Origin of the sequence: Domibacillus tundrae, from assembly GCF_000970675.1 — a bacterium.
Lineage (GTDB): Bacteria > Bacillota > Bacilli > Bacillales > Domibacillaceae > Domibacillus > Domibacillus tundrae.
Window position 1 is genome coordinate 65,668 of sequence record NZ_LAJA01000012.1, and the last position, 17,886, is coordinate 83,553.

Here is a 17,886-nt window from a genome sequence, read left to right on the forward strand (position 1 = left end):
CCTCATCAGTTTCAGAAAACGATAGGCCAAATTCCTCTTCGAATTCTCACAAAAGAACACGTCCAGTAATGGTACTCAACCCCATCCTCATACATATAGCGGCAATACGAGCGCTTAAATTTGGATTAGAAAAGGACTGTCTGAAAAAATAGACAGTCCTTTTTGTGTAAAAGTAATATATGGTAAGTGTTCCTTTCAATTAATTAAAACAATTAATCCAAGAAAATTACTAGTATGTTTATTTTAGTTTGAAGCCAGATACTGTTTGATTCAAATCCTCAGCAAGACTTGCAAGGGACTGGGTTGTTGCCGCCGTTTCTTCACTGGCTGCAGCTGCTTCTTCACTGGCGCCAGCAATACTTTCAATCGCACGCATTACATTCCCTGTTTGAGCAGACTGCTGCTCACTGGCTGCTGCAATGCTCTCAATAGAACGCATCACTTCACTTGACTGGGCGGACTGCTGTTCACTGGCTGCTGCAATTTCATTTATCTTTGTAACGGACTCGCGAACCATCTCAGAAATATAGTCGAATGCTTTCTCCGTCTCATTCGTTGCACTTACCCCGTCATTCACATATATAACACTTTGTTTCGTATTACTTTGAATTTCTTTAATAATATCCGTTATTTCTTTTGTCGCCGTACTGCTCTGTTCTGCTAATTTTCGAACTTCATCTGCTACTACGGCAAATCCCTTTCCTTGCTCTCCTGCACGTGCCGCTTCAATCGCCGCATTTAGGGCTAATAGGTTCGTTTGATTCGCGATTCCGCTAATAACGGTGATAATCTGACCAATTTTCTCTGCATCTTCCTCAAGAAGGCTCATTTGAGCACTTACTTGATTCATGCCATCCATAGATGTTTTAACAATTTTCCCTGCCTCATTTGAGACTTGAAGCATTCCTTCTGAAAGATTTGATGTTTCTTCTGCGCTTTTCGAGATGGAATTAATGGCCTCGTTTAACTCATTAAATTGTTCTTTCATTACATGGGTATCATTGGCTTGACTTTCTGTGCTATTGGCAATGTCCCGGAATAATTCTGTGATGGTCTGCGCGTCATTGGCTTGATTAGAGGCACTGCCTGCGATTTCCTCGGTCGTAGCTGAAATTTCTTGTGAGGATGCAGCCACATTTTCAGATGATACAATAATACTTCCAACTGTTTTTCTCAAACTCATGATCATGTTGTTGACTGAAACTGCTAATAGTCCTACTTCATCTTTTGTATGAATGTCTGTTGTTTTCGTTAAATCACCTTTGGACACATTCTCCACTAATGCCACAACATTCTTTAATGGTTTTGAAATGATACGGGCGATAGAATATCCGAATCCAATACTAAATAATACCGCCAAAACAATGACTATTATTGTTATTGTACGAGCAGAATGTGCTAATGCGTCCGCTTCTGCATTTGATTTTTCGCCAAGCTCTATATTTAATTGGATTAATCCCTTTAAAGTAGCCTGTACGTTATCACCAGCTGCTTTAAACGTAGGCGCTAATGCAAGATAAGCTTCCGTATCATTCGCGTAAGCATACCCTTTTGCTTCGTCTAAATAGCCATAGTATTCTTCTAATGCGGGATGTAATTGATCAAGCAGCTGTTGTTCAGATTCTACCACATATGTATTTTCAAACTTTTCAATACTGGTATCAATTTCTGCTTGAATTTCCTTCAATCTATCCTCCAACTCTTTCTTTTCCTCAGGTGTTTTTGCTACAAACACCATATCGCGAATATTAACACGAATACGCTGATAATTCGTTTCAGTACTCCCCAAATCACTGATTGGGACAACCCGTTCATCATACATGAAAGTAAGCTGTTCATTCACTTTCCCTAAGTTTGTTAAACCAAAGATACCCACTAACCCGACGATAATCGCCATAATTGCAAACGCTGATACTAATTTCACCGACGTTTTTAAATTGTAAAACCAATTCAAAATTGTGCACCTCATTCTTTTTTTGTTATCATATTTATTTATCGACAAATTTCGCATCATTGTTAGCATTTATTTGGCTGGACATAAAAAGTTCATACTATTTGACATTTTGATAAAACAGGCATAATATCGGTATATCGTTATTTGCCGATATGTAAATATTATCATATGGTTAGTTTAAAATCTCTGGACATACTGAAGAAAGAAGGGTGCTGACAATTTTGAAACAGGAATTACATGCGATGAATGACGAAAAAGCAGTTGAAATCTTTAAAGCACTTTCTAATCAGACAAGATTAAATATCCTCCAAATGCTTAAAAATGCGGAAACAAACTTTTCAGCGCAGGCACATGTGATTAAAGAGGCAGATTTTGAAGGCGGCGTTTGTGTGAGCGATATTCATAAAAAAACAGGCACCTCCCAGTCCACAACTTCCCAATACTTATCCATCCTTCTGCAGAGCGGGTTACTGGAAACGAAAAGAATCGGGCAATGGACGTATTATCGAAGAAATGAAGAAATGATTAAACAATTCAGCCAATACATCGGTTTAAATCTATAACACACGGCGAAGGAGGAACCAAATGAGCTTATTAGAACATGGTGCCTATCAAAGAATGTACCAAAAGAACAAAATGACACTTGGCTTTGTCCTGCCGACTGCAAAAATGAGCAAGATGCCTATTATGGAAAATCAATTGAATCTGGCCCGTAAAATTGAAGACTTTGGATTTTCAGCACTTTGGCTGCGGGATGTGACGATGCAGAACCTTATGATTGATGATAATGGCCAAATGTATGATATCTGGATTTATTTAACGTATCTGGCTGCACAAACAAAACAAATCGCATTAGGTACAGCAAGCGTCGTCCTTCCCCTTCGCCATCCTGTACGAGTCGCAAAGGAAGCCGTCTCCATTGATCGATTGTTTCCTGAACGTCTCATCATGGGGGTCGCTTCTGGCGACCGGGAAAAAGATTTCTTCGCTCTTGGTGTATCAAAAGAAAAAAGCGGCGTTATATTTAATGAGAATTACACTACTCTTGATCGATTACTCCATGAAGAAAGCCCGACCATCCATTCGGGGTCAGGCGTCATTGACGGCAGAGAGATGAGAATGTTTCCGAAGCCTTACTCTTCTATTCCGGTCATGCCGACAGGCTTCAGCAGCCAGTCGATTGAGTGGATTGCTGAACATGGGGATGGATGGATTCAATATCCTAGAGACATTAAGCAGCAAGCAAGGCTGATTCAGGATTATCGTGGATTGACAAATGTAAAAGCACCAGGAAAATTTAAGCCTTTTACGCAGACTTTATTTATCGACTTATCGGAAAATCCCGATAAACAACCGGTGAAAATCCCACTGGGTTTCCATCTTGGACGCAACTATTTAATCGAACTGCTTCAGGACTTTCAGACAATAGGTGTTAATCATCTGGCATTCGTCTTGTACTTTGCCCAGCGTCCGGCTGAGGATATTATTCAGGAGCTTGGTGAGGACGTTTTACCTTACTTCCCCACACATAAACATGCGGCAAAAGAGCAAAAGTAAGGAGAAAGATGAAGTGTTGAAAATTATATATGTTTTAGGAAAGGATATCTTTATTTATGGCTGATTTAGTAAAAACACCGCTTTCTGTACTTGATCCATCTCCCATTATAGCAGGAGGTTCTGCTGAGCTGTCCCTTCATAATACCCTTGATTTAGCTAAGAAAGCAGAAAAATGGGGGTACAAGCGGTTTTGGTTGGCTGAGCATCACAATTGGGTGGGAATGGCCAGTTCTGCTTCGCCGGTTGTCATTGGAAGAGTAGCATCTGTAACCGAAAAAATGCGTATTGGTTCCGGTGCAATGCTGCTTTCTCACTACTCTCCATTGTCGGTGGCCGAACAATTCGGGACGCTAGAAGCCTTTTTTCCCGGACGGATTGATCTTGGCTTAGGCCGCGCGCCAGGCACCGATGCCTACACAGCCCAAGTATTGCGTCCACGTGCTGCCAGAGAACCGGAATTTGCAGAGCGTCTTCAAGAACTGACCGCTTACTTATACGGTTCAGGAACATCATTGGCTAATGGATCACACACATTCCATGCGATTCCTGGCGAGAATAGCGAAGTGCCGATTTGGCTGTTGGGCTCAGGGCTTTACAGCGCCCAACTGGCTGGGAAACTTGGGCTGCCGTTTTCTTTTGCCGGCCATTTTGCTCCAGGCAATATGATGGAAGCACTGGCCGTTTACCGGAAGCATTTCCGCCCGTCCGAAGTGCTTGATAAACCATATGTACTTTTATCTGTTCAAGTAGTTGCAGCAGATGAGGAGAAAGAAGCGCAGAGGCTTGCCACCTCCATGTATCAAAAATTTTTATTGTTAACCCGTGGGCAGCCTGCACCATTGCAGCCTCCTGTGGACAGCATGGAGACAATTTGGAGTGAGCGTGAGCGCGAAGCAGTAGAAGAACAGCTTTTCACGTCCCTCATTGGCGATCCATCTGGTATTAAACAACAATTATCAGAGTTGATTGAAAAAACGGAAGCAGACGAAATAATGGCCCACACCGAAATTTTTGATCACCAGGCCCGGCTGCGCTCTTATGAAATTTTGGCTAAAGCTGCAAACTACTAAAAGGTTGAACGTAGCGGCAAAGAAGTTGTTTAAGAAAAATAAAAGAGACAAAAAAATTTCCTTTAGCTTGTATTATAAATAGAAAGAAGTTGAAACTATGTCTGGCTCTAAAAACACAAAACAACTACGCGATATTAAATATTCAGTATTGGATCTTTCGCCGATTGTAGTCGGTGGTACTCCCGCCATTTCGTTTCAAAACACGCTGGATCTTGCCCAGCATGCTGAAAAATGGGGCTTTAACCGGTACTGGCTCGCTGAACATCACAATATGCCCTTCATTGCCAGTTCGGCCACTTCTATCGTAATCGGTCATGTGGCAGCCGCCACATCAAAAATCAGGGTTGGTTCTGGCGGGATTATGCTGCCAAATCATGCTCCCCTCGTCATCGCCGAGCAGTTTGGGACACTCGAATCACTGTTTCCAGGACGTATCGATCTCGGCCTTGGCCGTGCGCCGGGCACTGACCAGCGTACCGCACAGGCTTTGCGGCGTAACCTTGGAAGTAATGGTGAGGATTTTCCGGAACAATTGATGGAACTTCTCGCCTATTTTGACCCGTCTTTGGCGGCAGGAAAAATGCATGTACGAGCTATTCCTGGAGAAGGTCTGAATATTCCAGTCTGGCTGCTCGGTTCAAGCGGATTCAGCGCACAGCTGGCTGGCCAGCTCGGTCTGCCATTCGCCTTTGCCAGCCACTTCTCTCCTAACAACACACTGGGAGCTCTGGATTTATACCGTCGTTCTTTCCAGCCTTCGAATATTCTTGACAAACCGTATGCAATGGTTGGGGTTAACGTCATTGCCGCAGATACGGATGCGGAAGCAAAACTATTGGCCACTACCCTGCAGCAGCAATTTTTAAACTTGAGCCAAGGGAATGAAGTGCCGTTGCAGCCACCTGTAGAAAATTTGGAAGATCATTGGAGCAAATATCAAATCGACGCTTTGCAGCATCAGCTGGGCTCTTCCATCGTTGGCAGCCCCGAAACCGTGAAAGAAAAAATGCAGGCGTTTTTAGATGATACCCAGGCGGACGAAATGATGGTCATCGGTCAAATTTTTGATCATCAGGCGCGTCTTCGTTCTTATGAAATTGTGGCCGATATTACAAAATAAAAAACACCAACTTGCAACAACTGGATTATTCATTAATTAAGTACGCTGCACACGTTGTTTATATGTGGAAAACGTGTGCAGCGTACTATACCAAAAGGAGATTTAACAATGAATTCTAAATATGAACCAGCTTTTAAACCTTTTACATTCCCTTCTGGAGTCGAAATTAAAAATCGTATAGTGATGGCACCGATGACGAACACTGCTGCCTACGATAACGGAGAAGTGTCAGATGAAGAGCTCGCTTATTATCGCGCGCGTTCTGGCGGCGTTGGTACTGTTATCACTGCCTGCACGTATGTAAAAAGAAACGGCCAAGGATTCCCGGGTGAATTTGGAGCAGATTCTGACGAATTGATCCCGAGTCTAAAACGATTAGCAACAACCATTCAAGAAGAAGGCGCTAAAGCCATTTTGCAAATTTTTCATGGCGGGAGAATGTGTCCGCCTGAACTTTTACCGGATGGCCAGCCTATTAGCCCGAGTGCAGTAGCAGCAGAACGTGATGACGCTATGGTACCTCGCGAGATGACAGCTGAAGAAATTGCGGAAATGGTGCAAGCCTTTGGAGAAACGACTCGCAGAGCAATTGAAGCGGGATTTGATGGAGTTGAAATTCACGGAGCGAATACTTACTTGCTTCAGCAGTTCTTTTCCCCGCATTCAAACCGAAGAACAGATAAATGGGGAGGCACACTTGAAAAGCGTTTGGCTTTCCCGTTGGCAGTTGTAGAGGCAGTGAAAAAAGCCGTTGCTGACCACGCTGAAAAACCTTTTATTGTTGGTTACCGTTTGTCCCCTGAAGAAAGAGAAAATCCTGGTATCACCATGGAAGATACATTGGTATTAGTGGATAAGTTAGCTGACCAACAATTGGATTATCTTCACATTTCCGTTGGCGCGTTTTGGAACGGATCCATCCGTGATACAAATGACAAAACATCTCGTGTCGTAATGATTCAAGAGCGTGTAGGAGACCGTGTTCCAGTAATCGGTGTCGGCATGCTGCACACACCAGAGGATGTACTCGCAGCACTGGATACGGGCGTACCATTAATTGCGTTAGGCCGCGCCTTAATTATGGAGCCTAAGTGGATACAAAAGGTAGAAAAAGGTCAGGAAGAAACAATTCGTACCACTTTACCGAAAGAAGATCAAAAAGAATTGGTCCTTTCGGATGAAATGATGGAGTACTATCAAAGTATCCCGGGCTGGATTCCGGTCGTGTAATTGAAAAACCCGAAATTTTGGCCTTTTGAGCCAAAATTTTGGGTTTTTTCTTTGTTAATTTACCATTACCTGACTACAATAAACGGAGTAAATATGCCGCTGTCATGCCCCTATCCCTCCTGCTTTTCCTTGTCTTTAGACGTATTCAAATGCTTCCTTAAACCAGCCTGTAACGCAATAACGATTCCTCCAAGCGTATCTGCTATTAAATCCAGCATGGTATCTTTATTCCCGCCGCCTTGCAAAGTCATTCCGAAAAATTGATCCATGCTAAATTCATAAATCTCCCACACAACGCCGCCTAATACGGCAAAAGAAAGAGTAAATAGAAAGACAAACCAAGATGAGATCTCTTTGCCCGCTCTTCTATGAACAAAGCGCTCATACAAAGCAATACCTGCAAATGCAAGAAGGACTCCGCTCATGACGTGCAAAAAGAAATCCCACCAGCCAAGCCCGTACCATCCTAAAATCGATCCAAAATATTGTGAACCCAAGAGAAACAAAAAATAAAAAACGATAAGGGGCAAATTAAATTGGAGCCTGATAAAAAGCGCCAAAAGGAGAGGAATTGCTCCACATACAACGCCGCCTGCTGCAACAAGAGCCTTTTTATGATCACCATTGGCGTAGTAAAAAAAAGCTAATACAGCCATGAAAAGAACGTATGCAGCACTAAGGAAAATAACTATCCTGCTTTTCATCTGTTCGCCTTCCCCTCTTATTTCTCATACCTTTTGTTTTTGACTGCTTGCATAAATTGCTGCCAGAAGGCCCCCTGCTATTCCAAAAAGCAGGTCACCCATAGTGTCTGTATTTCCGCCTTTTTGCATAGTGCGGGTAACCGTCTGGTCTCCTGCGAATTCATAGATCTCCCAAAGGGCATTCGCAAATGTTCCGAGCGAAAGGACAAAAAGAAAAAGAATCCAGCATGACACATCTTTTCGTACCTCTGGCGGGATGAAAAGCTTATAAAGCGCAATCCCAATAAACCCCGTGAAGAGTCCCGCATAAAAATGAAGGGCCATATCCCACCATTTGAACGTGACGTAAAAATGCAAAGTGGCGCCCAAAAAAGTCGCACAAAAAAGGAAAACATAATACCCCATAATGATAGGAATATTAAATGGATTATTTTTTAAAAATAACAACATCATGGGCAAAGCACTAACAATGATTCCTCCAATTGCTACACGACGGCCGGAGTCATTATCATGCATGATATGAATGATCAACGCAACAGTCATTAGCAGAACAAATATCGCGCCTAGAATTATGATTAATTTACGTTTCAACCCATCACCTCATTTATAAATTTCATACTCATTATGTCCCTTCTAAAAAAGGGGCAATCATAAGAAAGGAAATCAGGGAATGATGAAGCATGAAATCCGGCATAAACCAAATGTTGGACGCTAAAAAAATAATGAAAGCGCGAATAGTATCTTAACAGTGTGTTCTTTTTAAAACATCGATTGCATATAACTATTTATTACTTTAAAACACCATTCCAATATGTATGATTTTACTTATAACAGCCCATACTAAACCAAAATACATTAATCTCCAGTTATTTGATCGATCAGCTTATTATTGAAGGGGAAAATTAACTTAACCTAATGCGGAGTTTTAATTCTGAAAATTCCAAAAAAATTGGGGAGATGAAATATGGCTGCAATCCTAGAAAAGCCCATTTACAAAAAAATTTTAGAAAAAGCCTCTAACGACCCGTTTCTCGTTACTTTCTGGGACGGAGAAGAAAAAGCTTTCAATAAAGGGGAACCTGCCTTTCGACTGATTTTCAAAAAACCGCTGAACACAAAAAAATTAGTAAGCGACACGACGTTGGCACTTGCTGAAGCTTACATGTCCGGTGAATTGGTCATCGAGGGGAACATAGAGAAAATTATTGAATCTATTTTCAGTAATAAAGATAGTTTCTTAAACCAGCATAAAGTCCTTGGAAAGATATCCAAAATCAAATCAAACACGGTGAAGAAGTCAAAAGAAGACATTTCTTATCATTATGATTTAGGTAATGATTTTTATCGTTTATGGCTTGATGAGACTATGAGTTACTCATGCGCTTATTTTAAAACAAAAGAAGACACCTTATATGAAGCTCAAATGAACAAAATTCACCATACATTAAAGAAATTAAATCTAAAACCCGGCCAGACATTACTTGATATTGGATGCGGATGGGGATATTTGATTATCGAAGCGGCTAAATTCTATCAGGTGAAGGCCGTGGGGATTACATTGAGCGAGGAGCAATACCTGGAAACAAAAAAGCGTATTGAGGAAAATGGACTTGTCGGCCAGGTAGAAGTACGTCTTGTCGATTATCGTGAATTAAGGAAGGAAAAAATGATGTTTGACCGGATTGTCAGTGTTGGCATGCTTGAGCATGTTGGACAAGCAAATATCCCTATTTTTATGGATGAAGTTGATAAGCTGTTAAAAGAAAAAGGGATAGCGCTGATTCACTGTATTACGGGCCTATTTGAGACAGAGGTAAATACATTTTTGGGGAAATACATTTTTCCCGGCGGATATATCCCTTCCGTAAGAGAACTGATCAATCACATGTCACTTCATAATTTTCGAATCATCGACCTTGAAAGCCTCCGTCTGCATTATTATCGGACACTTCAACACTGGATTATGAATTTTGAAAAGAATATCGATAAAGTCGAAAAAAAATTCGATGACCGTTTTATCCGCATGTGGCGCCTTTATTTAAATGCATGCGCAGCCAATTTTCACATCGGAAACTCAGATTTGCATCAATTCCTCATTAGCAAAGGAGTGAATAATGAATTACCGACGACAAGGGATTATCTATATCTTTTATAACCTTCTTCTACACCATTAGGAGGATTCTTCTCTCAAGAAGGAAAAGAATAAAAGAGCCGATTAGAAGCCGTAAAATAAATCAAGCCCTATCCGCATTAGATAGGGCTTGATCTATTCTGAAAATATAAACGTTCAAGGATAGTAACGGATCAAAATTAAATGCAGTTTTCATTTGCTAGCAACAAAAAGAACGAAAAATTATTTCTGTTCTTCGTATCGGCCCCACCTACGCCGGATACCTTGAAGGCCACTCATGCCATCCCACCCAGTATTACAATTTTTATTGCTATATTGCTTTTATACCCCGCACATTTCTTTAAAAACCAAGATACTTGCTTTTTAATTCTTTGTATTTATTTTTAATGTTTCATTGTAGTTCTTTCGTTTCAAATCTCTTGCAGTTTTTAATACCAACACATTTTTTGCTGATTGGAAAAATGATGACGGCATTCATATAAGCCCTTATTAAAAACAAGATACTGTTCAGTTGAATAAATCCCCTTCACGTCCAGCAAGCTTTTTTTCAAAGCTAAAAAAGTCGGCTCATTAAACCAACCTTTTTTGATTATTATTGATCGTTTTAAGGTTCTTTTTGCTTTCAATGATTTTGTTTATCCGAATTCGTTTAGTGGGATTTGAAATTTAGGGTGATTTTGCAGCAATTGCCCTACTGTAACAAATTTATATCCCCTTTCTTTTAGTTCAGGTAATAAAACCTTCAATGCTTTGACTGTTTGAGTCCGATTGCCGCCAGAATCGTGGAATAAAATAATGTCACCGTTTCGAACGTCTGAAAGCACCTGGTTTACGATGGTATCCACCCCTGGATTGGACCAATCTTTTGTATCCTGGTGCCACGACCATAAAATGATCGTGTAATTTTGTTTCTTTAACGCATCAATTATTCCTTTATTTACAGCGCCCCCAGGTGGTCGAAATAATTTCACGTTGTAGCTTTCTTGGAAATTCATTAACTTTTCTGTCTTGTCGATCTCATTTAATAATGTTGATTGTGAGATATTGTAAAAACTCGGATGCGTATAGGTATGATTTCCAATTTCATGACCCTCTCGTACTTCACGCTGGACAATTTCTGTATATTTTTTTACGCGGTGCCCTAATAAAAAAAAGGTAGCGTGAGCGTTATTATTCTTTAATACGTCTAAAATTTGCGGTGTGTAAATAGGGTCTGGTCCATCATCAAAGGTAATTGCTACAATCTTTTCCTTTGTTGGTATGTCCCAAATAACATCACCTTTTTCCTCATAGTAAGGCCGGTCCAGCACTTGTCCATTAGCAGGAGAAGGAAAGAAAATCTGGAATAACTGCAGAGAAAATAAACAGATAGCTAAAACATCTTGTTTCCAAAGCATAAAACACCTCGTTCTTATGAAAAATGTAGTACTTGGGTTTATTATTTATTAATTCCCCATTCTTATACCGTTACAAATATAGAAATATTTTTAATCAAAGAAAAAAGAGGCCGTTAAAGTACCGGCCCCCTTCAGCTTATAGACAAAGCCTCCATTTTAAGGAATTCATTCAATGTCAACAAATCGTCGCTTTCCTTTTTTAAGGACAACTTTTAATAATCCATCTCGGCAAGTCGCTTTCGGAGCCTCATCTGTGACAGGAAACGGCAATTGAATGATTCTTTCCATTTTTCCCGCTGCTCGTTTTTTATAATACTGGATATTTTCATCCTTTTTTACTTCTGTTGTTACGTCATTTTCTACAAGAATCCTTAATCGATCATTGCGTAAAATTTCTACCTGAATTTGATCTCTCTTGCAGCCTGGAAGTTCTGCTTCAATCACAACGTCATTGGCTGTTTCATGGACATTAACAGAAAAAGAATCTCGGCTAAGAAAATCATCGAAATGTCGAAATGGTTCGTCAAAAAAAGAATCAAAAGTCTTGATAAAATGATTAAAAGATCCATCAAATAGGCTTGGAAGGTTATTTTTATCAGGTTTCATCAGGTACTTTCTCCCCTTTCTTAAGGTTTTCTTTATAAAGTATGCAAAACCGATAAAATTGTCCCCGCGATTGCAACATTCTCACAGCACCTTGGCTTCCCACCCTGTGCAGCTTCCTCATGCTGGAGACACACATAGTGAGGAGGATCCTGCCCCGGCAAGTTCTCAAGATGATGATTCTCCTTCTAACTAAGACAATGAATTCAAAAGAGACACCGTTCATTAATTCGAACGGTGTCTTGCATTTTGAGAAACTCGAAATTTTCGTCAGAAGATAAACAAGACAACAATCAGAAAGCGCTTTTTCATATATAAGTATAGTTGTCTATACCAATTGAAGAATATTTCAAATTAAAACCTCGAATATTTTTTAAAAACCATCAAATATTGGTATAGACAACTAGTTTTTATTCCTTTAAACTGTTTATACTAAAAGAAAATAAGAGGTGCGTTACAATGAATGATTATGTAATTGAAGGCGGCTCGGTTTATGCGGAAAATGTGGTGTTCAAACCCGGTTTTATCCGTATAACGGATGGCAAAATTGCCGCAGTGGGACCCATTTCACAAAGTCCACAGCATGAATCGATTGAAGTTATAACCGTTTCGGATGAAGCGCTCGTTTTGCCCGGGGCTATTGATATTCATATTCACGGTGCAGCGGGCGCGGACGTGATAGATGCGTCCCTTGATTCTCTGCATAAAATGGCGGCTTATCTCCCTTCAGAAGGAACGACCACTTTTCTAGCGACGACCATGACACAGCAAATAGAAGCCATTGAAAAAGCACTCAGCTGCATTGCTGCTTATGAGCAGACACCGGGAACAGCAGAGATTGCCGGTATTCATTTAGAGGGTCCGTTTATTTCAAAAAAACACCCCGGCGCGCAGCCGCGCGATGCTATATTAAAACCAGATGTGTCTCTTTTCAAAAGATGGCACCTACTCTCAGGAGAAAAAATCAGGCTGGTCACATTGGCACCCGAGGAACAAAATGGCTTAGAACTTGTATCATTTTTAGCCCAGTTACATATTACCGCTTCGGCCGGCCATACAGATTCAACATTTGCCCAGCTTAATGAAGCCGCAAAAGTCGGTTTAACACATATTACGCATCTATATAACGGAATGCGTGGCATGCACCACCGTGAACCAGGCACTGCCGGCGGCGCTTTGCTCCATAATGGGCTGTATACGGAGATGATTGTGGACGGCATTCATATTCACCCGCATATGGTCCGGCTTGCATTTAGCCAAAAAACGGCCAATCGTACCATTCTTATTACGGATTCCATGCGCGCAAAAGGCTTGCCGGATGGGGAGTATGAATTAGGCGGCCAGGCGGTCAGCGTCACGAATGGAAAAGCCGTTCTTCGTGATGGCACACTCGCCGGCAGTACATTATCGATGCAAAAAGCCATTCAAAACATGAGAAAATTCACAGATTGCACTATGCAGGACATTATAAAAATGACCGCAGAAAACCCTGCGAAGCAAGCCAATCTATATGACCGCAAAGGCAGCATCACGATCGGAAAAGATGCGGACATTGTTATTTACGACAAGGAGTTCCGTGTCCAAAAAACGATTTGCCGCGGCATGATCGCTTTTCAAAAGGAGACAAAATGATGGAGATTATTCAAGTGTCTAACTACGAAGAAATGAGCAAAAGAGCCGCTGAATTTTTATTAAAAAAGATAGAGAAGAACCCAAGCCTCGCCCTTGGCCTGGCAACCGGCTCCACGCCAAAAGGATTGTATGAACAATTAATTCTCGACCGCAAGGAACATGGAACATCTTATGAGCATGTTACAACGATCAATTTAGATGAATACATCTGCCTGCCTGCTTCAAATCCGAACAGCTACCACTCGTTTATGAAAGAAAACCTTTTTCGCCATCTGAATATTCCTTTATCAAATAGCTATCTTCCAAATGGAGAAGCAGCAGACTTACAAAAAGAATGTACACGCTACGAATCCATCATTGATGAAAAAGGCATTGACGTACAGGTTCTCGGGATCGGACAAAATGGGCATATCGGATTTAATGAACCCGGCACCTCTTTTAATCAAACGACTCATATTACAACATTAGCCCAGTCAACCCGCCAAGCGAATGCCCGGTTCTTCCAATCGATTGAAGAGGTACCAAAGCAGGCGATCACAATGGGCATTGCTTCTATTATGAAAAGCAGCGAGATTTTGCTGCTGGCTTCCGGCGCAAAAAAAGCAGAAGCAGTCCATCAGTTATTGTCAGGGAAAATTTCGGAAGACTTTCCTGCGTCCGTGTTGCATCATCACCCCCATGTTACAATAATAGCAGATGATGAAGCGCTCTCAATAGTTACGTGAAAGGAAGAACACGATGATTGATAAACACTCGCCTATGCCGATTTATTTTCAGCTGGAGCATTCTATCCGCCAGCAAATTGAAAACGGTGAACTGACACCGGGCAATTTGCTTCCTTCTGAACGCGAATATGCAGAGCTGCTTGATGTGAGCCGAATGACGGTTCGGCAGGCGATCACCAATCTTGTGAACGAAGGACTGTTGTATCGCCAAAAAGGGCGCGGCACGTTTGTGGCAGAACAGAAGCTTGAGCAAAAGCTTTCCGGGCTGACAAGTTTCACAGAAGATATGAAAGCGCGTGGGATGACCCCAGCTAATACGCTGCTTGCCTTTGAAATCATTCCAGCGGATGCAAAAGTCGCAGAACGGCTTTCTTTAAAAGAACACACACCGGTTTATGAAATTAAGCGGATTCGACTGGCAGACGATGTTCCGATGGCACTTGAAACCGTTTATATTTCAGCGAACCTCGTAAAAGGACTGACTGAAACCATTACCGCCGCGTCCCTTTATCATTACATTGAAGAGGAGCTCGGCCTTGCGATTGGACATGCCGTTCAATCCATTGAAGCGGCTATTGTTAATGAAATAGAACGGCCGCATCTGCTCGTTCAAAAAGGCGCGCCCGTTTTATTAATTGAACGAAATACCTTTTTAAAAGATGGAACACCACTTGAGTACGTGAAATCATCTTACCGGGCGGACCGCTACAAGTTCACGATCGATATTAACCGGTAAAGGGAGGACAGGATGTATTTGCAATATGTTCAACAGGCAGCGAATATGCTGGTGGAGACTGCACAAAAACAAACAAAGCAGGCAGATCTTGCGGCTGAGTGGATATTTGATTTTGTTCAAAAAGGCGGCGTTATTCATGGATTTGGCTGCGGTCATTCTCATATGCTGGCGGAGGAATTATTTTACCGGGCTGGCGGGCTCGCCTGCATCTGTCCAATTTTATTGGACGAGTTGATGCTGCATAAAGGAGCCGTTCACTCTTCAATGCTCGAGCGCCAAAACAGCTACACAGATTCATTTGTAGACGAATTGGATATACGTTCTGGCGATATGTTGATTGTCATCTCCACATCCGGCATCAATCCTGTTCCAGTTGATATGCTGCTTCAAGGTCAAAAAGCCGGTGCCAAAACGATCGCTATTACATCAGCGGCATATTCAGAAAATGCCCTGTCTAGACATAAGAAACAGATTAAACTGGGTGATGCCGCTGACCTTGTGATCGATAATGGCGCCCCGTACGGAGACGCGATTTTAACACACGAGAAGGCTCCTGCCCCGTTTTCACCGGTTTCAACGGTGATTGGCGTAGCCTTATTAAATGGCATCATCGCAGCCTCAATCGAAAAAATGATCAAGTGCGGTTTTAACCCGCCGATTTTTTTAAGCGGCAACCGGCCAGATGCCGATGAATACAATCAATCTCTTATTCATCAATATCAACAACGAATTCCATTGTTACGTTAAAAGCGCCCTTCCATTTTTGGATGAGCGCTTTTTCACTGGGTTCTTTCTCTTATTTTTAACACGGCTTGTTCTTTCATTTTCGCTTCCACCATTACATCCACCGAATGATCCGGCAGGTGTTTCAGAAAATAATGCCAGTCCTCTTCTAAAATATATGCATGGTGCGCCCGGTCTGTTTTCCCTGTTTTTCCGGAGCTGATGTGCATTTTCGGCGGGATGCCGATCTTTTCCCATGTGGCTATTGCCCGCTGCATCACATTTTTAATGTCAGCTTCTTCTTCATGATGACACGTATGGTGATGAATATCAAAACAAGCGGCCGCACCTGTTTGTTGACAAATATTCAGTACATCATCAATCGTGAAAATTTTATCGTCGTTTTCAATTCGCAGAACATTTTTAATAGCATCAGGAAGCAGCTGGTAAGCAGAAACGAAGCGTTTTTTCGCGGCTTCTTTATCTCCATATGCACCGCCAACATGTAAAATCATATCCGATCCTCCGGTAAGCGCCAGCAATTGTTGATGATGTTTTAAGTCCAAAATGGACTTGCGGACGACTCCTTCATTGGGTGAATTGATAAGCGTATATTGTCCGGGATGAACAGATAAACGAAGCTTATACGCTTCAACCAGTTCTTTGATTTGATCAGTAATATAGCGGACCTCATCATCCTCTTCCCATGCCCATGTCATAACCGGATGCGTTCCAAGCGGCACGAGATTGCTGCTCATCCTGTAAAAATAAATATTATGTGCAATGTTCCACTTTATGATCTGCAGCGTTTCATTTAAATTATGAAGTGTAAGTTCTTTTACTTTTTGCATCCCTTCCAGCTCGGCCGTTTTCAGCCGGCACGTTTTAAACTTAGAAGGCATTTTCATATTGATACAGGCGTAGCCAATTCTCATATTCAGTCTCCTTTTCGTCACTTTCCCCTTACGTTTTCCTTGTTTTAAAACGAGTGAACCGCTTCAATATACATGAATACATGCTTTCTTTGCAAATTTAAAACTGTTATAATTAGAAGTAAAGATAATGTCTGATTATCTTTACTATACATAATAATATTACTGTAAAGGAGGGAAAGGCATGAATGTACCCGCAATTTTATCTTCATACGACGCTTTTTTGCAGCTGCTTCAATCCAAACAACATTTACTCGATGAAGAACGCAATTTATCATTGACCCATTGTACCGATGAAGAATTTTTGGAATATTTTTTTGCGATAGGGATTTTAAAAGAAAACCGGACCTTTTCCCCTCATACGATAAAAGCATATCGGAGTGATGCGAAAACATTGCTTTCGTATCTCGCTGCCCACTCTCTCACCTTCCGAAATATCGGCTTTCCGGAAGTAAAAGCTTATAATCGCTTAATCATTGAATCATACAAGCCAAAAAGTGCACTTCGCAAACTGGAATTCTTTCGCCGTTTTCTCGAATTTGGCTTTAACACTCACTTTTATGGAACACGGCTGTCTGTCTGGATTCAAAAGCCACTTATCCAAAAAGGACACGTGTCACATTCAAGCGAAAACAGGACTGAAATGCGTGAGTTGTCTTCTAATGAAGCAAAACATATTATCGATTGCTTCGCAAAAACTGTCAAAACAGATAAAAATGACAAACAATTGAAAGCGCGCAATCGGCTGATCGGCTTTTTATTGTTAACACTCGGCATTCGAGCATCCGAGCTCATTCAATTAAACTGGGGAAGCTTTCGGCGCAATCGGCGGGGAGATTTGCTTGTAGACGTAGTCGGAAAAGGCGGCAAAGAGCGGACACTGCCGGTTATGAACGAAACAGAGTCTCTTTTATTTAACTATCGAAACATTTGCGGTGACTTCGAGGATCTTGACCCGCATTCAAGCGAGCCATTGTTTTATGCCATGTATAACAAAGTGGATCCACTTACAGATAAAAAAAAGTTATCATATGCAGCTCTTTATAAAATTGTGAAAGAAGCTGTTCAGCTTGCAGGCAGCAATTCCGCTGTGAGCCCACACTGGTTTCGACACACTTTTGTGACATCACTCCTTGAACAGGACGTGCCTCTTGCCGTTGTAAAAGATCTTGCTGGACATGCAGATATTTCCACCACTAATTTATACTTGGAGCGAATTCAGGAAGACCGGATGCATGATCATTTAAAAAATATTCGTTTTTAACCGTGCTTGAGATTCGCATTCTCGTGCATCGAGAATGCGAAAATCGGATCATAGTCCACTTCGATGCATGCATAATTTTCTTGTTTTCCTACATACAAAAGCCGGCGA

The 17,886-nt window shown here is 41.5% G+C and carries 17 protein-coding genes; 11 read left to right on the forward strand and 6 right to left on the reverse strand.

What is annotated here, in order from left to right; genetic code table 11:
- Positions 1 to 238: 238 nt before the first annotated feature.
- Positions 239 to 1,954 carry a methyl-accepting chemotaxis protein gene (locus VQ00_RS11590; RefSeq protein WP_046180303.1) on the reverse strand — a complete coding sequence of 572 codons (1,716 nt, stop codon included), beginning with the start codon at positions 1,952 to 1,954 and terminating at the stop codon, positions 239 to 241.
- Between the two features lie 242 nt (positions 1,955 to 2,196).
- On the opposite strand from VQ00_RS11590, the gene VQ00_RS11595 reads away from it, so the two are divergent.
- The 5 genes from VQ00_RS11595 (at position 2,197) to VQ00_RS11615 (ending at position 6,931) form a co-directional block, all read left to right on the forward strand.
- Positions 2,197 to 2,517 carry an ArsR/SmtB family transcription factor gene (locus tag VQ00_RS11595; protein ID WP_046180321.1) on the forward strand — a complete coding sequence of 107 codons (321 nt, stop codon included), beginning with the start codon at positions 2,197 to 2,199 and terminating at the stop codon, positions 2,515 to 2,517.
- A 22-nt stretch (positions 2,518 to 2,539) separates the two neighbouring features.
- Positions 2,540 to 3,511: a TIGR03571 family LLM class oxidoreductase gene (locus tag VQ00_RS11600; protein WP_046180304.1), complete on the forward strand. Its 972-nt coding sequence runs from the start codon at positions 2,540 to 2,542 to the stop codon at positions 3,509 to 3,511.
- Between the two features lie 56 nt (positions 3,512 to 3,567).
- Entirely contained in the window at positions 3,568 to 4,581 is a 1,014-nt protein-coding gene (locus tag VQ00_RS11605; RefSeq protein ID WP_046180305.1) for an LLM class flavin-dependent oxidoreductase, read from the forward strand.
- 97 nt (positions 4,582 to 4,678) lie between these two features.
- Positions 4,679 to 5,701: an LLM class flavin-dependent oxidoreductase gene (locus VQ00_RS11610; RefSeq protein WP_046180306.1), complete on the forward strand. Its 1,023-nt coding sequence runs from the start codon at positions 4,679 to 4,681 to the stop codon at positions 5,699 to 5,701.
- Positions 5,702 to 5,809: 108 nt separating this feature from the next.
- Positions 5,810 to 6,931 carry an NADH-dependent flavin oxidoreductase gene (locus VQ00_RS11615; protein WP_046180307.1) on the forward strand — a complete coding sequence of 374 codons (1,122 nt, stop codon included), beginning with the start codon at positions 5,810 to 5,812 and terminating at the stop codon, positions 6,929 to 6,931.
- A gap of 110 nt (positions 6,932 to 7,041) precedes the next feature.
- On the opposite strand, the gene VQ00_RS11620 is transcribed toward VQ00_RS11615, so the two are convergent.
- Together VQ00_RS11620 and VQ00_RS11625 are read right to left on the reverse strand one after the other, a co-directional pair.
- Entirely contained in the window at positions 7,042 to 7,635 is a 594-nt protein-coding gene (locus VQ00_RS11620) for a DUF2238 domain-containing protein (RefSeq protein ID WP_046180308.1), read from the reverse strand.
- Positions 7,636 to 7,659: 24 nt separating this feature from the next.
- Positions 7,660 to 8,226 (reverse strand): DUF2238 domain-containing protein, encoded by a 567-nt coding sequence (locus tag VQ00_RS11625; protein WP_046180309.1) that lies wholly within the window; start codon positions 8,224 to 8,226, stop codon positions 7,660 to 7,662.
- A 382-nt stretch (positions 8,227 to 8,608) separates the two neighbouring features.
- Between VQ00_RS11625 and VQ00_RS11630 the strand changes: the two genes are divergently transcribed.
- Positions 8,609 to 9,790, forward strand: a complete 1,182-nt coding sequence (locus VQ00_RS11630; RefSeq protein WP_156154054.1) for an SAM-dependent methyltransferase — start codon at positions 8,609 to 8,611, stop codon at positions 9,788 to 9,790.
- Between the two features lie 611 nt (positions 9,791 to 10,401).
- Here VQ00_RS11630 and VQ00_RS11635 read toward each other — a convergent pair.
- Together VQ00_RS11635 and VQ00_RS11640 are read right to left on the reverse strand one after the other, a co-directional pair.
- On the reverse strand, positions 10,402 to 11,163 hold the full coding sequence (locus VQ00_RS11635) for a polysaccharide deacetylase family protein (protein WP_052728497.1): 762 nt from the start codon (positions 11,161 to 11,163) through the stop codon (positions 10,402 to 10,404).
- 165 nt (positions 11,164 to 11,328) lie between these two features.
- Positions 11,329 to 11,769 (reverse strand): Hsp20/alpha crystallin family protein, encoded by a 441-nt coding sequence (locus VQ00_RS11640; protein ID WP_046180311.1) that lies wholly within the window; start codon positions 11,767 to 11,769, stop codon positions 11,329 to 11,331.
- Between the two features lie 456 nt (positions 11,770 to 12,225).
- On the opposite strand from VQ00_RS11640, the gene nagA reads away from it, so the two are divergent.
- Genes nagA through VQ00_RS11665 form a run of 4 tightly spaced genes read left to right on the forward strand, consistent with a single transcriptional unit; the run spans position 12,226 to position 15,606 of the window.
- Positions 12,226 to 13,398 carry an N-acetylglucosamine-6-phosphate deacetylase gene (nagA, locus tag VQ00_RS11650; RefSeq protein ID WP_046180313.1) on the forward strand — a complete coding sequence of 391 codons (1,173 nt, stop codon included), beginning with the start codon at positions 12,226 to 12,228 and terminating at the stop codon, positions 13,396 to 13,398.
- A complete protein-coding gene (nagB, locus tag VQ00_RS11655) occupies positions 13,398 to 14,123 on the forward strand; it encodes a glucosamine-6-phosphate deaminase (RefSeq protein ID WP_046180314.1) in 726 nt (241 codons plus the stop codon). Before nagA ends, nagB begins: the two co-directional genes overlap by 1 nt.
- A 13-nt stretch (positions 14,124 to 14,136) precedes the next feature.
- Positions 14,137 to 14,859, forward strand: coding sequence for a GntR family transcriptional regulator (locus VQ00_RS11660; protein ID WP_046180315.1), 723 nt, complete (start codon positions 14,137 to 14,139; stop codon positions 14,857 to 14,859).
- A gap of 12 nt (positions 14,860 to 14,871) precedes the next feature.
- The gene (locus VQ00_RS11665) at positions 14,872 to 15,606 is read left to right on the forward strand and encodes an SIS domain-containing protein (RefSeq protein WP_052728502.1); all 735 of its coding nucleotides are present in this window, start codon (positions 14,872 to 14,874) and stop codon (positions 15,604 to 15,606) included.
- A 32-nt stretch (positions 15,607 to 15,638) separates the two neighbouring features.
- Here the strand turns inward: VQ00_RS11665 and uvsE are convergent, their stop codons facing one another.
- Positions 15,639 to 16,517 carry a UV DNA damage repair endonuclease UvsE gene (gene uvsE, locus VQ00_RS11670; RefSeq protein ID WP_046180316.1) on the reverse strand — a complete coding sequence of 293 codons (879 nt, stop codon included), beginning with the start codon at positions 16,515 to 16,517 and terminating at the stop codon, positions 15,639 to 15,641.
- A 181-nt stretch (positions 16,518 to 16,698) separates the two neighbouring features.
- On the opposite strand from uvsE, the gene VQ00_RS11675 reads away from it, so the two are divergent.
- Positions 16,699 to 17,778: a tyrosine-type recombinase/integrase gene (locus VQ00_RS11675; protein WP_046180317.1), complete on the forward strand. Its 1,080-nt coding sequence runs from the start codon at positions 16,699 to 16,701 to the stop codon at positions 17,776 to 17,778.
- Positions 17,779 to 17,886 lie beyond the last annotated feature (108 nt).